The 15,121-nt window shown below is 69.5% G+C and carries 15 protein-coding genes, 1 tRNA gene, 1 pseudogene and 1 riboswitch; of the genes and pseudogenes, 6 read left to right on the forward strand and 11 right to left on the reverse strand.

Annotated elements, in window-relative coordinates:
* Positions 1-488: 488 nt before the first annotated feature.
* The 4 genes from ACIQK6_RS34905 to ACIQK6_RS34920 all read right to left on the reverse strand — a co-directional run bounded on the left by ACIQK6_RS34905 (position 489) and on the right by ACIQK6_RS34920 (position 4,018).
* On the reverse strand, positions 489-1,151 hold the full coding sequence (locus ACIQK6_RS34905) for a DUF1707 domain-containing protein (protein ID WP_329101645.1): 663 nt from the start codon (positions 1,149-1,151) through the stop codon (positions 489-491).
* A gap of 108 nt (positions 1,152-1,259) precedes the next feature.
* Positions 1,260-2,228 carry an ATP-binding cassette domain-containing protein gene (locus tag ACIQK6_RS34910; protein ID WP_402696574.1) on the reverse strand — a complete coding sequence of 323 codons (969 nt, stop codon included), beginning with the start codon at positions 2,226-2,228 and terminating at the stop codon, positions 1,260-1,262.
* A 4-nt stretch (positions 2,229-2,232) separates the two neighbouring features.
* Positions 2,233-3,063, reverse strand: a complete 831-nt coding sequence (locus tag ACIQK6_RS34915) for an ABC transporter permease (protein ID WP_402696638.1) — start codon at positions 3,061-3,063, stop codon at positions 2,233-2,235.
* Between the two features lie 127 nt (positions 3,064-3,190).
* Positions 3,191-4,018, reverse strand: a complete 828-nt coding sequence (locus tag ACIQK6_RS34920) for an ABC-2 family transporter protein (protein WP_329101584.1) — start codon at positions 4,016-4,018, stop codon at positions 3,191-3,193.
* A 186-nt stretch (positions 4,019-4,204) separates the two neighbouring features.
* Here ACIQK6_RS34920 and ACIQK6_RS34925 point away from each other — a divergent pair, with 186 nt between their 5' ends.
* Entirely contained in the window at positions 4,205-6,646 is a 2,442-nt protein-coding gene (locus ACIQK6_RS34925; RefSeq protein WP_402696576.1) for a transglycosylase domain-containing protein, read from the forward strand.
* A 13-nt stretch (positions 6,647-6,659) separates the two neighbouring features.
* Here the strand turns inward: ACIQK6_RS34925 and ACIQK6_RS34930 are convergent, their stop codons facing one another.
* The 3 genes from ACIQK6_RS34930 to ACIQK6_RS34940 all read right to left on the reverse strand — a co-directional run bounded on the left by ACIQK6_RS34930 (position 6,660) and on the right by ACIQK6_RS34940 (position 7,842).
* Positions 6,660-6,980: a multidrug efflux SMR transporter gene (locus tag ACIQK6_RS34930; protein WP_030158619.1), complete on the reverse strand. Its 321-nt coding sequence runs from the start codon at positions 6,978-6,980 to the stop codon at positions 6,660-6,662.
* A 31-nt stretch (positions 6,981-7,011) separates the two neighbouring features.
* Positions 7,012-7,082: riboswitch (guanidine-III (ykkC-III) riboswitch) on the reverse strand.
* Positions 7,083-7,136: 54 nt separating this feature from the next.
* Entirely contained in the window at positions 7,137-7,478 is a 342-nt protein-coding gene (locus ACIQK6_RS34935; protein ID WP_030009035.1) for a co-chaperone GroES, read from the reverse strand.
* A gap of 43 nt (positions 7,479-7,521) precedes the next feature.
* The gene (locus ACIQK6_RS34940) at positions 7,522-7,842 is read right to left on the reverse strand and encodes a DUF3618 domain-containing protein (RefSeq protein WP_329107909.1); all 321 of its coding nucleotides are present in this window, start codon (positions 7,840-7,842) and stop codon (positions 7,522-7,524) included.
* A 107-nt stretch (positions 7,843-7,949) separates the two neighbouring features.
* On the opposite strand from ACIQK6_RS34940, the gene bcp reads away from it, so the two are divergent.
* From bcp to ACIQK6_RS34955, 3 genes are all read left to right on the forward strand, one after another.
* On the forward strand, positions 7,950-8,417 hold the full coding sequence (gene bcp, locus ACIQK6_RS34945) for a thioredoxin-dependent thiol peroxidase (protein ID WP_402696578.1): 468 nt from the start codon (positions 7,950-7,952) through the stop codon (positions 8,415-8,417).
* A gap of 150 nt (positions 8,418-8,567) precedes the next feature.
* Positions 8,568-9,578, forward strand: a complete 1,011-nt coding sequence (locus ACIQK6_RS34950; protein WP_402696580.1) for an HNH endonuclease — start codon at positions 8,568-8,570, stop codon at positions 9,576-9,578.
* A gap of 43 nt (positions 9,579-9,621) precedes the next feature.
* A tRNA-Leu gene (locus ACIQK6_RS34955) sits at positions 9,622-9,705 on the forward strand.
* A gap of 89 nt (positions 9,706-9,794) precedes the next feature.
* Here the strand turns inward: ACIQK6_RS34955 and rdgB are convergent.
* From rdgB to ACIQK6_RS34975, 4 genes and pseudogenes are all read right to left on the reverse strand, one after another.
* Complete coding sequence (gene rdgB, locus ACIQK6_RS34960; RefSeq protein WP_030009030.1) at positions 9,795-10,409, reverse strand: RdgB/HAM1 family non-canonical purine NTP pyrophosphatase; 615 nt, start codon at positions 10,407-10,409, stop codon at positions 9,795-9,797.
* A gap of 16 nt (positions 10,410-10,425) precedes the next feature.
* Complete coding sequence (locus ACIQK6_RS34965) at positions 10,426-10,806, reverse strand: hypothetical protein (protein WP_402696582.1); 381 nt, start codon at positions 10,804-10,806, stop codon at positions 10,426-10,428.
* A 105-nt stretch (positions 10,807-10,911) separates the two neighbouring features.
* A complete protein-coding gene (gene rph / locus ACIQK6_RS34970) occupies positions 10,912-11,637 on the reverse strand; it encodes a ribonuclease PH (RefSeq protein ID WP_030009028.1) in 726 nt (241 codons plus the stop codon).
* 112 nt (positions 11,638-11,749) lie between these two features.
* Positions 11,750-11,992, reverse strand: a pseudogene (locus ACIQK6_RS34975) (glucose PTS transporter subunit EIIB); the annotation flags it as partial.
* Between the two features lie 218 nt (positions 11,993-12,210).
* On the opposite strand from ACIQK6_RS34975, the gene ACIQK6_RS34980 reads away from it, so the two are divergent.
* The gene (locus tag ACIQK6_RS34980) at positions 12,211-13,515 is read left to right on the forward strand and encodes a PTS transporter subunit EIIC (protein WP_329101577.1); all 1,305 of its coding nucleotides are present in this window, start codon (positions 12,211-12,213) and stop codon (positions 13,513-13,515) included.
* A gap of 261 nt (positions 13,516-13,776) precedes the next feature.
* Complete coding sequence (locus ACIQK6_RS34985; protein ID WP_402696585.1) at positions 13,777-15,054, forward strand: PTS transporter subunit EIIC; 1,278 nt, start codon at positions 13,777-13,779, stop codon at positions 15,052-15,054.
* Positions 15,055-15,121: the final 67 nt, after the last annotated feature.

Below are 15,121 nucleotides of genomic sequence, written 5' to 3' on the forward strand. Positions count from 1 at the left end.
AGCACCACCGCGACATGCCGTACCGCGCGAGCCGAGGAGACACTCCGGCGGGGCACCGCCCCACACCACCCAGCCCCGCCGGCGCTTGAGGCGCACGGGACGGGGCCAAGCCCCGACACCACCGACCAGCCACAGCCAAGCACTGCGCAGCGACCCCGCACCGCCCCACACCACCCAGCCCCGCCGGCGCTTGAGGCGCAGGGGACGGGGCCAAGCCCCGACACCACCGACCAGCCACAGCCAAGCACCGCGCAGCGACCCCGCACCGCCCCACACCACCCAGCCCCGCCGGCGCTTGAGGCGCAGGAGACGGGGCCAAGCCCCGACACCACCGACCAGCCACAGCCGAGCACCGCGCAGCGACCCCGCACCGCCCCACACCACCCAGCCCCGCCGGCGCTTGAGGCGCAGGAGACGGGGCCAAGCCCCGACACCACCGACCGGCCAGAGCCGAGCATCGCCCAGCGACCCCGGCGGGAGTCGAAGGGCTACAGCTCCTTGCGGAGGGACGGGCCGCCCAGGCGGCGTTTGCGCTGCTTGACCTTGATCTCCACGCCGCCCCAGAAGGCGAAGCCCGTCACGACCACCCGCGGCGCGCCCGGCTCGAACGGGCCCGGGTTGTCGCGCTGGTCGAAGGCGCCCATGAAGCCGAAGCCCCGGACGTCCAGTTCCACCCCCGGCGGCACCGTGATCTCGATGCCGCCCATGATCGCGACGCAGTTGATCACCACCTCGCGCTGTGCGAAGTCCGCCTCGCGCAGGTCCAGCTCCCCGCCGCCCCAGAACGCCACCGCGTCGAACCGCGCCGGCACCGTCCACCGGCCCTTGCGCTGGAAGCCCGACATGACCGCGACGGCCGTCGCCGAGCTGCCTCCGCCGCCGATCCGGCCCGTCCAGGGCTCGGCCGCCGCCGTCGGCGCAGCCACCGGCCCGCCCACCGGCCCGCCGGCCGGCGCCGGCAGGTCCCGCGTCAGCGGTTCCAGTTCCGCGTACGTCCGCGACTTGTACGCCGCGTCGAGCCGCTCCTCGAACTCCTCCATGTCCAGCCGGCCCTCGGCGACGGCGTCCCGCAGACGCTCCACCACCCGGTCCCGGTCGGCGTCCGACGCCCTCAGCTCCGGCAACGGCTTCTCCGGCCGCTCGTCACTCATGCGGACCAGACTATGCAGGTTCGTCGGGGAGTTGTATGGCCGAGCCCCTGAGATCGCCCCGGATCTTCCCCGGCTTTCCCCTGATGCGGGCGGGGACTCCGGGAAGCGTCAGCCGCGTCCCGCGTACATCCGCGCGATCACGTCCTCGATGTCCGGCTCACGTACCGACAGGTCCACCAGCGGGTAGTCCGCCGCAACCGCCGCAACCAGCGGCGCCGCCGACGCCCCCGCCGGGAACGCCAGCCACTGCCGCGGCCCCTCCACCTTCACCACCCGCGCCCCCGCCACACTGATCGGCGCGAGCTCCCGCTCCAGGTCCACCACGAGCGTCCGCTCGCTCTCCCCCGCCGACCCCGCCTCGTGCAGCCCGCCCAGCGGCCCGTCGTACATCAACCGCCCGTGGTCGATCACCATCACCCGCTCGCACAGCTGCTCGATGTCCTGGAGGTCGTGCGTGGTGAGGAGCACGGTCGTGCCGAGTTCCTCGTTCAGCTGCCGCAGGAAACCCCGTACCTTCGCCTTGCTCACCACGTCGAGCCCGATCGTCGGCTCGTCCAGGTACAGCACCTCCGGGTCGTGCAGCAGCGCCGCCGCGATGTCCCCGCGCATCCGCTGCCCCAGCGACAACTGCCGTACCGGCACGTCCAACAAATCGGCCAGGTCGAGCCGCTCCACGCAGCGCTCCAGGTTCTCCTCGAACCGCGCCCTCGGCACCCGGTACAGCCGCCGCATCAGCCCGTACGAGTCCTTCAGCGGGAGGTCCCACCACAGCGTCGTGCGCTGCCCGAACACCACCCCGATCCGGTGCGCGAGCCGCATCCGCTCCCGCGCCGGGTCGATGCCCGCGACCCGCAGCCGGCCGCCGCTCGGGGTCAGGATTCCCGTCAGCATCTTGATCGTGGTCGACTTCCCGGCGCCGTTGGGCCCGATGTAGCCGACCATCTCGCCCCGGGCGACCTCGAAGCTGATCCCGTCCACCGCCCTGACCTGGCGTTTCTCCCGGCGCATCCGGCTCACCCGGCGCCGTACGTCAAAGACCTTCTCGACCCCGTCCAACGAGATCAGCGCATCCGCCACAGCTCTAGCTCCCCGTGCTTCGGTACGAACGGACTCCCGCGCGCCACGCCAGCGACGCGGGCAGGAACACCACGAAGGCCACCAGCGGGCTCAGGTACGCGACCCACCCGGGCAGGCCCAGCGGATCGGGACGCCCCAACACGTGCAGCGCCGGCAGCCAGTTGACGAAGGCCAGCGGGACGATGAAGGTCACCCCGCGCAGCAGGTCCTTCGCGAAGACCGTCGGCGGGTACTGCAGCATCTGGCAGCCGCCGTAGGTGAAGGAGTTCTGGACTTCGGCCGCGTCCCCGGACACGAACTGGAAGGCCGCCCCGGTGACCAGCACGGCCGCGAAGATGGCCGCCCCGGCGAGCACCATCACGGGCACCAGCAGCACCTTCCCGACCGTCCAGTCCACGTCCAGGGACCAGAGCGCCCAGCCCATCACCCCGACCCCCTGCCCGATCCGGCCCAGCCGGCGCAGCGCGAACCGGTCCGCCGCGACCTGCGCGAGCACCGGGACCGGCCGCACCAGCATCGTGTCGAGCGAGCCGTCGCGGATCCGGGCGCCGATCTTGTCGGTGTTCCCGAGCAGCAGGTCCGCCAGGCCCAGGGAGGCCGAGCAGGACCCGTACAGCAGGGCGATCTCGGGCAGGGCGAAGCCGCCGAGGGCGTCCACGTGGGAGAACATGATGTAGATCGCGACGAAGTCCAGGAGGGTGATCACCGCCTGCCCCAAGGTCGTCAGGACGAACGACGTCCGGTACGTCATCGTGGAGCGGATCCACATGCCCACGATCAGGCAGTAGCCGCGCAGCCCCTCGATCGTCGGGCCGCGCCGAGGCGCCCCGGCCACCGCGGCCTCCCGGTCCCGCGCCCGCTCCCGCGCGCGGCCCCGATCCTGATCCCGGTCCTGATCCCGCTCCCGGTCCGGTGCACGCGCCGGTACCGCCTCCAGCCCGGCCCCGGCCCCCGCCTCGGCCTCAGCCACCCTGGACCACCACCTTCCGTGTCGCGGCCGACTGCAACAGCCGCCCTGTTCCCAGCAGTACGAGCGCCCACACGGCTTGGAAGCCCAGCGCCGCGGCCGCGCCCCCGGCCCCCGCGTGCTCGCCCAGCAGGACGTCCATCGGCACCTGCAACATCGCCGCCCACGGCAGGGTCCGCACGAACTCGCCGAACCCGCCCGGGAAGACGGTCAGCGGCAGCAGCATCCCGGAGAAGAAGATCGAGGCGACGGTGGCCATGATGTTGATCCCCGCCCCGTCCATCAGCCAGAAGGCCACCAACCCCACCATGTAGCGCAGCGCGAAGCTCACCACCAGCGCCAGCAGGACGGACACCAGGAACAGCAGCCAGCGCAACGGATCGACGGGCAGCGCCAGCGGGAACGCCAGCGCCCCCGCCACCAGCGGCAGCACCCCGCGACCCACCAACTGGAAGCCCGCCCGGCCCAGATCGGCCGCGAGCCACCACAGCTGGAGGTCCGCGGGCCGGTAGAGGTCGACCGCGATGTCGCCCGTCCGGATCCGCTCCTGGAGCTCCTCCTGGAAACCACCGCCGATCAGGGCGGCGGCGGCGAGCAGCGATTGGCTCATCCAGACGAAGGTCAGCGCCTGCGCCTGGTCGTAGCCGCCGAGTCCGGGCCGCTCGTCCCACAGCGCGATGTACGTGTACGCGACGATGAACCCGAACACGGTGTTGGTGAACACCCCGGCCGCGGTCGCCGTCCCGTAGGTGGCGTAGCGCCTGAATCCGCCCGCCGCGACCGCCAGGTAGAGACCCGTCGTCCGAAGCGCTCCGTTCCGCACTCTCCGGCGCACCGTATCCCTCCGTTTCCCACGTCGTTCCTACGTCGGCCAAAGCGCGCGAGCTTAGTACGGAGGGGCGAGCCACGCGACCGATTTATGCCCGTCCGGGGCGGAATCAGTGGCCATCGGGTAGACAGCATGAGGTATAGAAGTGGATGTTTTGAACGGCGTCGAGGAGTCCTGGAGATGAGCGACCAGTCACCACCCCCTGGCTGGACCCCTCGCGACCCCGACACCCCGCCCGACGTACCGCAGCCACGGGCAGAACCGCCGGTGCCACACCAGTCACCACAGGAACAGCAGGCGCAACAACGGCCGCATCAGGGCGGAGCGGGGAAGAAGGCCCGGCGCCGACGGACCGGCTGGCGCCGCTTCCTACCCACCTGGCGCATGGTCCTCGGCGCCGTCCTGCTCATCGCCCTGCTGATCGGCGGCGCCCTCGTGGCCGGCTACCTGCTGGTCGACATCCCGCCGGCCAACGCCGCCGCCACCGCGCAGTCCAACGTCTACCTCTACTCCGACGGCTCCCAGATCGCCCGCGACGGCGAGGTCAACCGCGTCAACGTGCCGCTGTCACAGATCCCCCGGACCGTGCAGGAGGCCGTACTGGCCGCCGAGGACCGGGACTTCTACTCCGAACGGGCGGTCGACCCCAAGGCGATGCTCCGCGCCGCCTGGAACACGGCGACCGGCAAGGGCACCCAGTCCGGTTCGACCATCACCCAGCAGTACGTCAAGAACTACTACTTGGGCCAGGAACAGACGATCAAACGCAAGGTCAAAGAGTTCTTCATCGCGATCAAACTCGGCCGCGAGAAGTCGAAGAACTACATCCTCGAGGGCTACCTCAACACCAGCTACTTCGGCCGCAACGCCTACGGCATCCAGGCCGCCGCCCAGGCCTACTACGGCAAGGACGTCGGCAAACTCACCACCGCCGAGGGCGCCTACCTCGCCACCCTCCTCAACTCCCCCAGCGCCTTCGACGTCGTCTCCCACCCCCAGAGCCGCCCCCGCGCCCTCGCCCGCTGGAACTACGTACTCGACGGCATGGTCAAGAAGGGCTGGCTGACCCCCGCCGAACGCGCGAAGACGCAGTTCCCCGAACCGGGCAAGGTCCGCGCGGCCGCCGGTCTCTCCGGCCAGCGCGGCTACCTCGTCGAAGCGATCAAGGACTACATCGTCGACAACGAGATCCTCGACGACAAGACCCTCGCCGAAGGCGGCTACCGCATCACCACCACCCTCGACAAACGCCGCCAGGCCGCCCTCGTCGGCGCCGTCGACGACCAGATGGTCAGCAAGCTCGAACCCGAGAAACGGAAGGCCGACCGGCTCGTCCGGGCCGGCGGGGTCTCCATCGACCCGGCCACCGGCAAGGTCCTCGCCATGTACGGCGGCATCGACTACACCAAGCAGTACGTGAACAACGCGACCCGCCACGACTACCAGGTCGCCTCCACCTTCAAGCCCTTCGTCTTCGCCGCCGCCGTCGAGAACGACTCCCGCACCCAGGACGGCCGCCGGATCACCCCGAACACGATCTACAACGGCGACAACAAACGCCCGGTCGTCGGCGGCCGCATCCGCTTCGCCCCCGAGAACGAGGGCCAGGTCTCCTACGGCAACATCACCGTCAACACCGCCACCGACCTCTCCGTCAACGCCGTGTACGCACAGATGGCGGTCGACGTCGGCACCGCCAAGGTCAAGAAGACCGCCATCGACCTCGGCATCCCCGAGAACACCCCCAACTTCGTACCCGGCCCGGCCATGGCCCTCGGCACCCTGCAGGCCAGCGTCCTGGACATGACCCAGGCCTACGCCACCCTCGCCGACCACGGCCGACGCACCCCCTACACCTTCCTCGAGAAGATCACCAAGGGCGGCGAAACCATCGGCCTCCCCCAGCGCACCCCCACCCAGGCCATCAGCCGCGAAGCCGCCGACACCACCACGTCCATGCTGGTCAGCGTCGTGGACAACGGCACCGGCACGGCCGCCCTCGCCGCCGGCCACCCGGCCGCGGGCAAGACCGGCACCGGCGAACTCGACCGCTCGGCCTGGTTCGCGGCCTACACCCCGGACCTGGTCACCGTGATCTCGATGATGGGCCAGGACCCGGACACCGGAACCCTGGAATCCCTCTACGGCGCCCTCGGCGAGGCCCGCATCGGCGGCGGCGGATACCCCGCCCGGATCTGGGCCGCGTACACCAAGACCGCCCTGGAAGGCACCGACCCCGTCGACTTCGACCTGGAACTCCAGCCCGGCGCCGCACCGCCCCCACCGCCGCCCAGCCCGGAATCCAACCCGCCGCAGGAGACCCCCGGCGAACCCTCGCCCAGCACCCCCGAACGCCCGGCCCGACCCTCGCCGTCGAACCCGACGGGCGGCCGCAACCAGGGCGGGCAGAACAACGGCGGCCAGAACCAGGGCGGCCAGGACAACGGCGGCCCGGTGAACGGAGGCCAGGACAACGGCGGCCAAGACAACGGCGGCACCACCCAGGGCGGCGACCAGGGCGGCACCACCCAGGGCACCCAGGGCAACACCCAGGGCAGTGCGCAGGGCAGCGACGGAGGCCCCGCAGAAGGCCTGCGCCCGCCGTCGGCGTTCCTGGAATGACCGCAGCACCCGGTCAGTGACCGGAGGTCGCCTTCAGCCCCACCACGGCGACCAGCAACAGACAGATGAAGAAGATCCGGGCGGCGGTGACGGGCTCACCCAACACCGCCATACCGAGCACGGCCGCGCCGGCGGCACCGATGCCCACCCACACCCCGTAGGCCGTACCGATGGGCAGGGTCTTCGCGGCGTACGACAGCAACACCATGCTCGCGACGATCCCGGCACCCGTGAACACACTGGGCCACAGCCGGGTGAAACCTTCGGTGAACTTCATGCCGATCGACCAGCCGACTTCGAGCAGACCGGCGACGAGAAGAAGAACCCATGCCATGACGGCACCTCCGAGACGACGAGCGGTACGGGGTGCGTCGTCTTGTCGTACCCGGTACGGCGCGTCTCGTCGGGGTTCTCCCCCACCGTAGCAAAAAGCCGCGAAAAGGCCGCGAAAAGGGCTGGTGACCCGGGCCACCAGCCCTTGCTCAGCGACTCAGAGGTACAGCCCGGTGGAGTCCTCCGACCCCTCCAGTCGCTCCGCGGCCACGGCGTGCAGGTCCCGCTCGCGCATCAGCACGTACGTCGCACCGCGCACCTCGACCTCGGCACGGTCCTCGGGGTCGTACAGCACCCGGTCACCGGGCTCGACCGTCCGGACGTTCTGCCCGACCGCGACCACCTCGGCCCAGGCCAGCCGCTTGCCCACCGCGGCCGTCGCAGGAATCAGGATGCCGCCGCCCGAGCGCCGCTCGCCCTCCGGCAGATCGGACTTCACGAGCACGCGGTCGTGCAGCATGCGGATGGGCAGCTTGTCGTGGGTGGTGTTCTCGCTCACGCCCCGAACCTACCTGCCCGCGCCCGTCCCGTACCCCTCAGGGTCATCCGCGCTTGCGGCGCGCCGACACCACGAACAGCCCGACCAGGCTCACCGCGACCAGCGCGACGGGCACGATCCGGTCGACGCGCGGAGCCCCGTCGTCGTGGCGCAGACCGTCCCGCACATCCGTCACGAACCGGTTCACCGCGGCGAAGGCCCGCCCGGCGGTCTCGTCGACGGACGAGGCGACCCGTGCCTTCGCGTCCCCGATGATCGTCTTCGGGTGCATGCGCACACCGATCTCGTCGAGCGTCTCGGCGAGCTGCTCACGGCGGCGGACGATGTCCGCCTCGATCTGTGCGGGGGTCCTGGCTTCCGGCACCGCGCTGCCTCCGTCGTCCTCGTGGTCGTGTGGGGCGTAGTCCGCCATGAACAGTCTGTCAGCTTAGTCTCATGGCATACCGATCCCCTCCCGAGGAGAGTGTCACGATGAGCGAGCGACTCCAGCCGGGCGACACCGCCCCCGCCTTCACCCTGCCCGATGCGGACGGCAACGAGGTCTCGCTCGCCGACCACAAGGGCCGCAAGGTGATCGTCTACTTCTACCCGTCCGCGCTGACCCCGGGCTGCACCAAGCAAGCCTGCGATTTCACGGGCAACCTGTCCTTCCTGACGGGACACGGCTACGACGTCATCGGTGTGTCTCCGGACAAGCCGGAGAAGCTGGCGAAGTTCCGCGAGAAGGAGGACCTGAAGGTCACCCTGGTCAGCGACCCGGACAAGGAGACGCTGACGGCGTACGGCGCGTACGGCGAGAAGAAGCTGTACGGCAAGACGGTCACCGGGGTCATCCGCTCCACGGTGGTGGTCGACGAGGAGGGCAAGGTCGAACACGCCTTCTACAACGTCAAGGCCACGGGCCACGTAGCCAAGATCATCAAGGACCTGGGCCTCTGACCCCCGCCCCGGCTCCCGAACCGGCCCGCACCAACCCGGTGCGGGCCGTTCCGTTTATCGGACGAATCGACCCGTAACCGTCCGCCTTCCGGTGCCGTTGCTCCGTACGAGGGCCGCACGCGCGGCCGAACTCTACGGAGGGCCCACGTCATGAGAGACCCGCACGACCGCGACACCCTGGCCTCCGCAGTGGCCGCGTCGAGAGGCTGGGCCGACCTGATGCGGCGCCTGGGCTTCAAGGAGAGCGGAGGGCGACGCCGCATGCTGCAGGAGCGCGTCACCACCTACGGAATCGACACCAGCCATTTCGCGAAGCGAAGTCCGTGGCGCAAGTACCCCGACGAGGCCATCGCCGCCGCGGCTGCGACGTCCACCACCCTGCGTGAGGTTGCGGTCAAGCTCGGCGCGCCCCCCGCCACGGGGACTCTGTCGCACATCGTCCGCCGCATAGCCGCCGCCGGCATCGACATCAGCCATTTTCGCGGCATGCAACGGGCCGGCGTCGAGCTACCGTTCACCACGGAGGAGCTTGCGGTAGCCGCGGCCTCCGCCGACAGCGTCCGCGGCACGGCTCGCGCCCTGGGCGTGCCGGACGACAGTCGCTCCCGCGCCGCCTTGGGAAGGATGCTGAAGGCGCACGACATCGACACCACCCATTTCCGGAACACGCGAGTCATGATCTCCGAGGACGCTCTGCGCGCAGCGGTTCCGGGAGCCTTGAGCTACGCGGACCTGATGCGCGCTCTCGGCCTGCAGGTCAACGACGTGAACCATCGACGCGTTCGGCGGCTGGTGACCCGGCTCGAACTCGAAGTCAGCCACTTCAAGAGGCGCACCTGGGCAACCACACAGGCGACACACTTGCGGAGCGGCACCGCCGACACCACCCTGACCATGCTCCCCGAGGGTGCATCACGCGTTCGCCGCCCCCGCCTGCACCGAGCCCTGCAAGGGATCGGCGTGCCCTACGCTTGCGAAGAGTGCGGCAACACCGGAGAGTGGCGCGGACAGCCGATCACCCTCCAGATCGATCACATCAATGGGGACTGGCGCGACAACCATCGCGAGAACCTCCGATACCTGTGCCCGAACTGCCACTCCCTGACCGACACGTGGTGCCGTAACCGTCGTGCCAAGGCCACGGTCATCCCCGTAGACTGAGCGCAGCCCGAACGGACGAGATGTCCGAATTGGGCAACATGTCGCGGTTGTGGTGGAATTGGCAGTCACGCTTGGTTTAGGTCCAAGTGGGGTAAAACCCGTGGGGGTTCGAGTCCCCCCAACCGCACATCCATGCCGAAGGCCCCGTACGCAGTTGTCGCGTACGGGGCCTTCGAGCGTTCGCGATCCAGTGGCGTCCCGCCGGATCGACAGGACTCAGCCCAGGAGGGCGCGGACGAAGGGGACCAGGGCGCGGAAGGCCTGGCCGCGGTGGGAGATGGCGTTCTTCTCCGCCGGGGTCAGTTCCGCGCACGTGCGGGTGTCGCCCTGCGGCTGGAGGATCGGGTCGTAGCCGAAGCCGCCGGTGCCGGACGGAGTGTGGCGGAGGGTGCCGAGGAGGCGGCCCTCGACGACGCGTTCGGTGCCGTCCGGGAGGGCCAGGGCCGCCGCGCACGCGAAGTGGGCCCCGCGGTTCTCGTCGGCGATGTCACCGAGCTGGGCCAGCAGCAGGTCCAGGTTGGCCTTGTCGTCGCCGTGGGTGCCGGCCCAGCGGGCCGAGAAGATGCCGGGGGCGCCGTGCAGGACGTCCACGCAGAGTCCCGAGTCGTCGGCGACCGCCGGGAGGCCGGTGGCGCGGGCCAGGGCGTGGGCCTTGAGGAGGGCGTTCTCGGCGAAGGTGACGCCGGTTTCCTTGACGTCCGGGATCTCGGGGTACGCGTCCGCGCCGACCAGCTCGTGCGGCAGGCCGGCGTCGGACAGGATCGCGCGGAGTTCGGAGACTTTGCCCGCGTTGCGGGTGGCCAGGATGAGGCGGCTGGGCGTCGAGGTCATGCCGCCATTATCCGGGTCAGCCCGGGGTGCAGACCTTGGAGAGCTCGCTCGCCGCGTCCGCGACCGGCCTGATGTCCGGGGCGGTGTTGCCGCTCTCGATCGAGGCGCGGACGTTCTTGACGGCCGCGTTCATCGAATCGATGGCCTTGCCCAGGTCGGTGTTGTCCGTCTGGTCGCCGATCTTCTTCAGGTTCGACTCGATCTGGTTGAGCGCGTTCTGAGCGTCCTGGGGGCTGTTGCCCGCTTGGGAAACGGCCTGCTGGAGGTCGTTCGCGCCGTCCGTGATGGCCACGGCCGTGTTCGCGCAGTCCATCGCCGTGGAGATCGCGTCGCAGGCGGACAGGGCCGGGACGGTGAGTACGGCGGCCACGGCTACGGCCGCTATGCGGAGCTTCATGCGGTTCTCCCCCTGGGGGTTTGGACGCTACGAGGACGGGCGCACGGCTTCGAGACCGTGCGCCCGTATCTTCCTGGACGCCGGGGCGGGCCCGGCGGTTGCCGCCTACAGTTCGAGCGCGCCCCGCTGGATGGCTTCCAGGTCCGCGCAGCCGCCGGCGGCGAGGTCGAGGAGGGCGTTCAGTTCCTTGCGGTCGAAGGGCTCGCCCTCGGCGGTGCCCTGGACCTCGACGAAGCGGCCGTCGCCGGTGCAGACCACGTTCATGTCGGTCTCGGCGCGCACGTCTTCCTCGTAGCAGAGGTCGAGGAGCGGGACGCCGTCGACGATGCCGACGCTGACGGCGGCGACGGTGCCGGTGAGCGGCTTGCGGCCGGCCTTGATGAACTTCTTCTTCTGGCCCCAGGCGACGGCGTCGGCCAGGGCGACGTAGGCGCCGGTGATGGCGGCGGTGCGGGTGCCGCCGTCGGCCTGGAGGACGTCGCAGTCCAGGACGATGGTGTTCTCGCCGAGGGCCTTGTAGTCGATGACGGCGCGCAGGGAGCGGCCGATCAGGCGGGAGATCTCGTGGGTGCGGCCGCCGATCTTGCCGCGGACGGATTCGCGGTCGCCGCGGGTGTTGGTGGAGCGGGGCAGCATCGAGTACTCGGAGGTGACCCAGCCTTCGCCGCTGCCCTTGCGCCAGCGCGGGACGCCTTCGGTGAAGGAGGCGGTGCAGAAGACCTTGGTGTCTCCGAAGGAGACGAGGACGGAGCCCTCGGCGTGCTTGCTCCATCCGCGTTCGATGGTGACCGGGCGGAGCTGTTCGGGCGTACGGCCGTCAATGCGAGACATGGCTCCGAGCCTAGTCCCTGCGGGGGAAGGCGAAGACCCCGTCCGGGGCTTCCGGGACGGGGTCTGCACGGGGTCTGCAGGGGTCTGCCGGGACCTGGCTAGCGGGTCCGGATCACATCATGTCTTCGATGTCGGCGGCGATCGGGTCGGCGTCGGTGCCGATGACGACCTGGATCGCGGTGCCCATCTTGACGACGCCGTGGGCGCCGGCGGCCTTGAGCGCGGCTTCGTCGACCAGGTCGGGGTTGATGACCTCGGTGCGCAGGCGGGTGATGCAGCCCTCGACCTCTTCGATGTTCTCGATGCCGCCGAGCCCGGCGACGATCTTCTCAGCCTTGGTGGCCATGTGTTTCTCCCTGAGTGTTTCGAAGAACGAGTCTCGGCGGCCAGTATGTGGCTACCCACCTGCACGGTCCGCTTCGTCACGGTAACGCACGGTTGGCCCATCTATGCAGGCACATGACCGGCCCCTGCCGAATGATGACGATCAGCAGCAACCTGCCCACAACTGGTCTACACCAGTGTGCCGCAAGTGTTGCGGCAGCCAAAACGGGCCGGCCAGGGAGGACGCCGATGAGCGCGAGCAGCTCCGCAGCAGCAGCGCCACGATCGGATTGGCGGAACAACCTGTTCCAGGGGCTGCAGAAGATGGGGCGGAGCCTTCAGCTCCCCATCGCCGTACTGCCTGCGGCAGGCATCCTGTTGCGACTGGGGCAGCCGGACGTCTTTGGCGCGGACGGCCTGCAGTGGACGGACGTCGCCAAGGTGATGGCGGGCGCCGGCGGGGCGCTGCTCGATCCCGATCTCGGCCTGCCCCTCCTCTTCTGCATCGGCGTGGCCATCGGCATGGCGAAGAAGGCGGACGGTTCGACCGCCCTCGCGGCCACGGCGGGCTTCCTCGTCTACCGGGGGGTGCTGCACGCGTTCCAGAAGGCCTGCCCCGTGGGGACCAAGGACATCGGGGGCGGCTGCCTGGGGCCGAACGACACCTTCGTGGCGTACACGTACCAGAACCCCGGGGTTTTCGGCGGCATCATCATGGGCCTTCTGGCGGCCTATTTCTGGCAGCGGTACCACCGGGTGAAGCTGGTGGACTGGCTCGGCTTCTTCAACGGCCGGCGGCTGGTCCCGATCGTGATGTCCTTCGTCGCGATCGCTTTCGCCGCGCTCTGCCTGTGGGTCTGGCCGCCGGTCGGGGACGCGCTGGAGAGCTTCTCCGACTGGCTTCGCGGGCTGGGTGCTTGGGGCGGCGGCATCTTCGGCGTGGCGAACCGCGCGCTGCTGGTGATCGGCCTGCACCAGTTCCTGAACGTGCCGATCTGGTTCCAGTTCGGGTCGTACACGGCGCCGGACGGGAAGACGTACCACGGCGACATCAACATGTTCCTGCACGGCGACCCGACCGCGGGTCTGTTCCTGACCGGCTTCTTCCCGATCATGATGTTCGCGCTGCCGGCGGCGGCGCTGGCGATCACGCACTGCGCGAAGCCGCAGCGGCGCAAGGAGGTCGGCGGTCTGATGCTGTCGGTGGCCCTGACCTCGTTCGTCACCGGGATCACCGAGCCGCTGGAGTACTCCTTCCTCTTCGTCGCGCCCGCCCTGTACGCGGTGCACGCGGTGCTGACGGGTGTGTCCATGGCGGTGTCGTGGGGGTTGGGGGTCAAGGACGGCTTCAGCTTCTCGGCGGGTCTGATCGACTACGTCATCAACTGGAGCCTGGCGACGAAGCCCTGGCTGATCATTCCGATCGGCCTGTGCTTCGCGCTCGTCTACTACGTGGTGTTCCGTTTCGCGATCACGAAGTTCGACCTCGCGACGCCGGGGCGGGAGTCGGACGAGGAGATCGCGGCGATGGAGTCGGAGACCACCAAGGCTTGAGCCCGGGCCCGGCGGGGTTACCGCACGGTCCGTCAAGGGCCCCTGGATCACGATCCGGGGGCCCTTCGGTATACCCCCGGGACTGTGATCCAGGCCACAGGAAATCGAAGGTTCCTTATCTATCCCTCACCGTGTTACAACTGGTCTACACCACGGATTGGTGTAGACCACGAGGGCCTGTCTGAGCCCGCGTACCCCCGTATCTGAGACGTCGCCGTCCCCCGTTTCCCTCTGGCGTCGCCTTGCCCACTGGAGGAAGTTGTGTCCACGGCTACCGCCCCCTCGGCGGAAAAGAAGAAGGGCGCTGGCGTGATGGCCGTCATGCAGCGCATCGGCCGGAGCCTCATGCTCCCCGTTGCCGTGCTGCCTGCCGGCGCGCTCCTGCTCCGCCTGGGTGCGGGTGACATGCTCGGCGACGCCGACGTCTTCCCCACGTTCGTCACCAAGATCGCCGGCTACATGGCCGCGGGTGGTGGCGCCATCCTCGAGAACATGGCGCTGCTGTTCGCCGTGGGCATCGCCATCGGCTTCGCCAAGAAGTCGGACGGCTCCACCGCGCTGGCCGCCGTGACCGGGTACCTGGTCTTCAAGAAGGTCCTCGCCACCTTCACCGACGGCAACCTGCCGAAGGTCGAGAAGGTCATCGACCACAAGGTCGCCCTGGTGGACGCCACGGTCGACGCGGGTGTCCTCGGCGGTGTCGTGATGGGCATCATCACGGCCCTGCTCTACCAGAAGTTCTACCGGACCAAGCTGCCGGACTGGGCGGGCTTCTTCGGCGGCCGCCGCCTCGTCCCGATCCTCTCCGCCCTCGCCGGTCTGCTCGCCGGCATCGTCTTCGGTCTCATCTGGCCGGTCCTCGGTACGGGTCTGCACAACTTCGGTGAGTGGCTCGTCGGTTCCGGTTCGGTCGGCGCGGGCATCTTCGGTGTCGCCAACCGTGCGCTCATCCCGATCGGCATGCACCACCTGCTGAACTCCTTCCCGTGGTTCCAGGCCGGCTCCTTCGACACCGCGACCGGCGCCGTCCACGGTGACATCGGCCGCTTCCTCGCCGGTGACCCGACCGCCGGACAGTTCATGACCGGCTTCTTCCCGATCATGATGTTCGCCCTCCCGGCGGCTTGCCTCGCGATCGTCCACTGCGCCCGTCCCGAGCGCCGCAAGGTCGTCGGCGGCATGATGCTCTCCCTCGCGCTCACCTCGTTCGTCACCGGTGTGACCGAGCCGATCGAGTTCACCTTCATGTTCATCGCCCCGGTGCTCTACGCGATCCACGCGGTGCTGACCGGTATCTCCCTGGCCCTGACCTGGGCCCTGGGGATGCGCGACGGCTTCGGCTTCTCGGCCGGCCTCGTCGACTTCTTGCTGAACCTGGGCATCGCGGAGAAGCCCTGGATGCTGGCGGGCGTCGGTCTCTGCTTCGCGGCGGTCTACTACGTCGTCTTCCGCTTCGCGATCGTCAAGTTCAACCTCCCCACCCCGGGCCGCGAGTCCGACGAGGAGCTCGCCGAGCTGCTGAAGGCCGAGGCCAAGTAGGCGGTCCCGTACGAACGAAGGAGCCCCCGCTCTCCCGGAAGGGAGGGCGGGGGCTCCTCGTCGTCGT

The organism is Streptomyces sp. NPDC091682 (assembly GCF_044756625.1).
Taxonomy (GTDB): domain Bacteria; phylum Actinomycetota; class Actinomycetes; order Streptomycetales; family Streptomycetaceae; genus Streptomyces.

Excerpts from the sequence above, each read along its gene's own strand:
- ACIQK6_RS34930 (WP_030158619.1), bottom strand. The coding sequence starts at position 6,980 with ATGGCATGGGTTCTTCTTCTCGTCGCCGGTCTGCTCGAAGTCGGCTGG.
- ACIQK6_RS34965 (WP_402696582.1), bottom strand. The coding sequence starts at position 10,806 with ATGAAGCTCCGCATAGCGGCCGTAGCCGTGGCCGCCGTACTCACCGTC.
- bcp (WP_402696578.1), top strand. The coding sequence starts at position 7,950 with ATGAGCGAGCGACTCCAGCCGGGCGACACCGCCCCCGCCTTCACCCTG.
- ACIQK6_RS34925 (WP_402696576.1), top strand. The coding sequence starts at position 4,205 with ATGAGCGACCAGTCACCACCCCCTGGCTGGACCCCTCGCGACCCCGAC.
- rph (WP_030009028.1), bottom strand. The coding sequence starts at position 11,637 with ATGTCTCGCATTGACGGCCGTACGCCCGAACAGCTCCGCCCGGTCACC.
- rdgB (WP_030009030.1), bottom strand. The coding sequence starts at position 10,409 with ATGACCTCGACGCCCAGCCGCCTCATCCTGGCCACCCGCAACGCGGGC.
- ACIQK6_RS34980 (WP_329101577.1), top strand. The coding sequence starts at position 12,211 with ATGAGCGCGAGCAGCTCCGCAGCAGCAGCGCCACGATCGGATTGGCGG.
- ACIQK6_RS34950 (WP_402696580.1), top strand. The coding sequence starts at position 8,568 with ATGAGAGACCCGCACGACCGCGACACCCTGGCCTCCGCAGTGGCCGCG.
- ACIQK6_RS34905 (WP_329101645.1), bottom strand. The coding sequence starts at position 1,151 with ATGAGTGACGAGCGGCCGGAGAAGCCGTTGCCGGAGCTGAGGGCGTCG.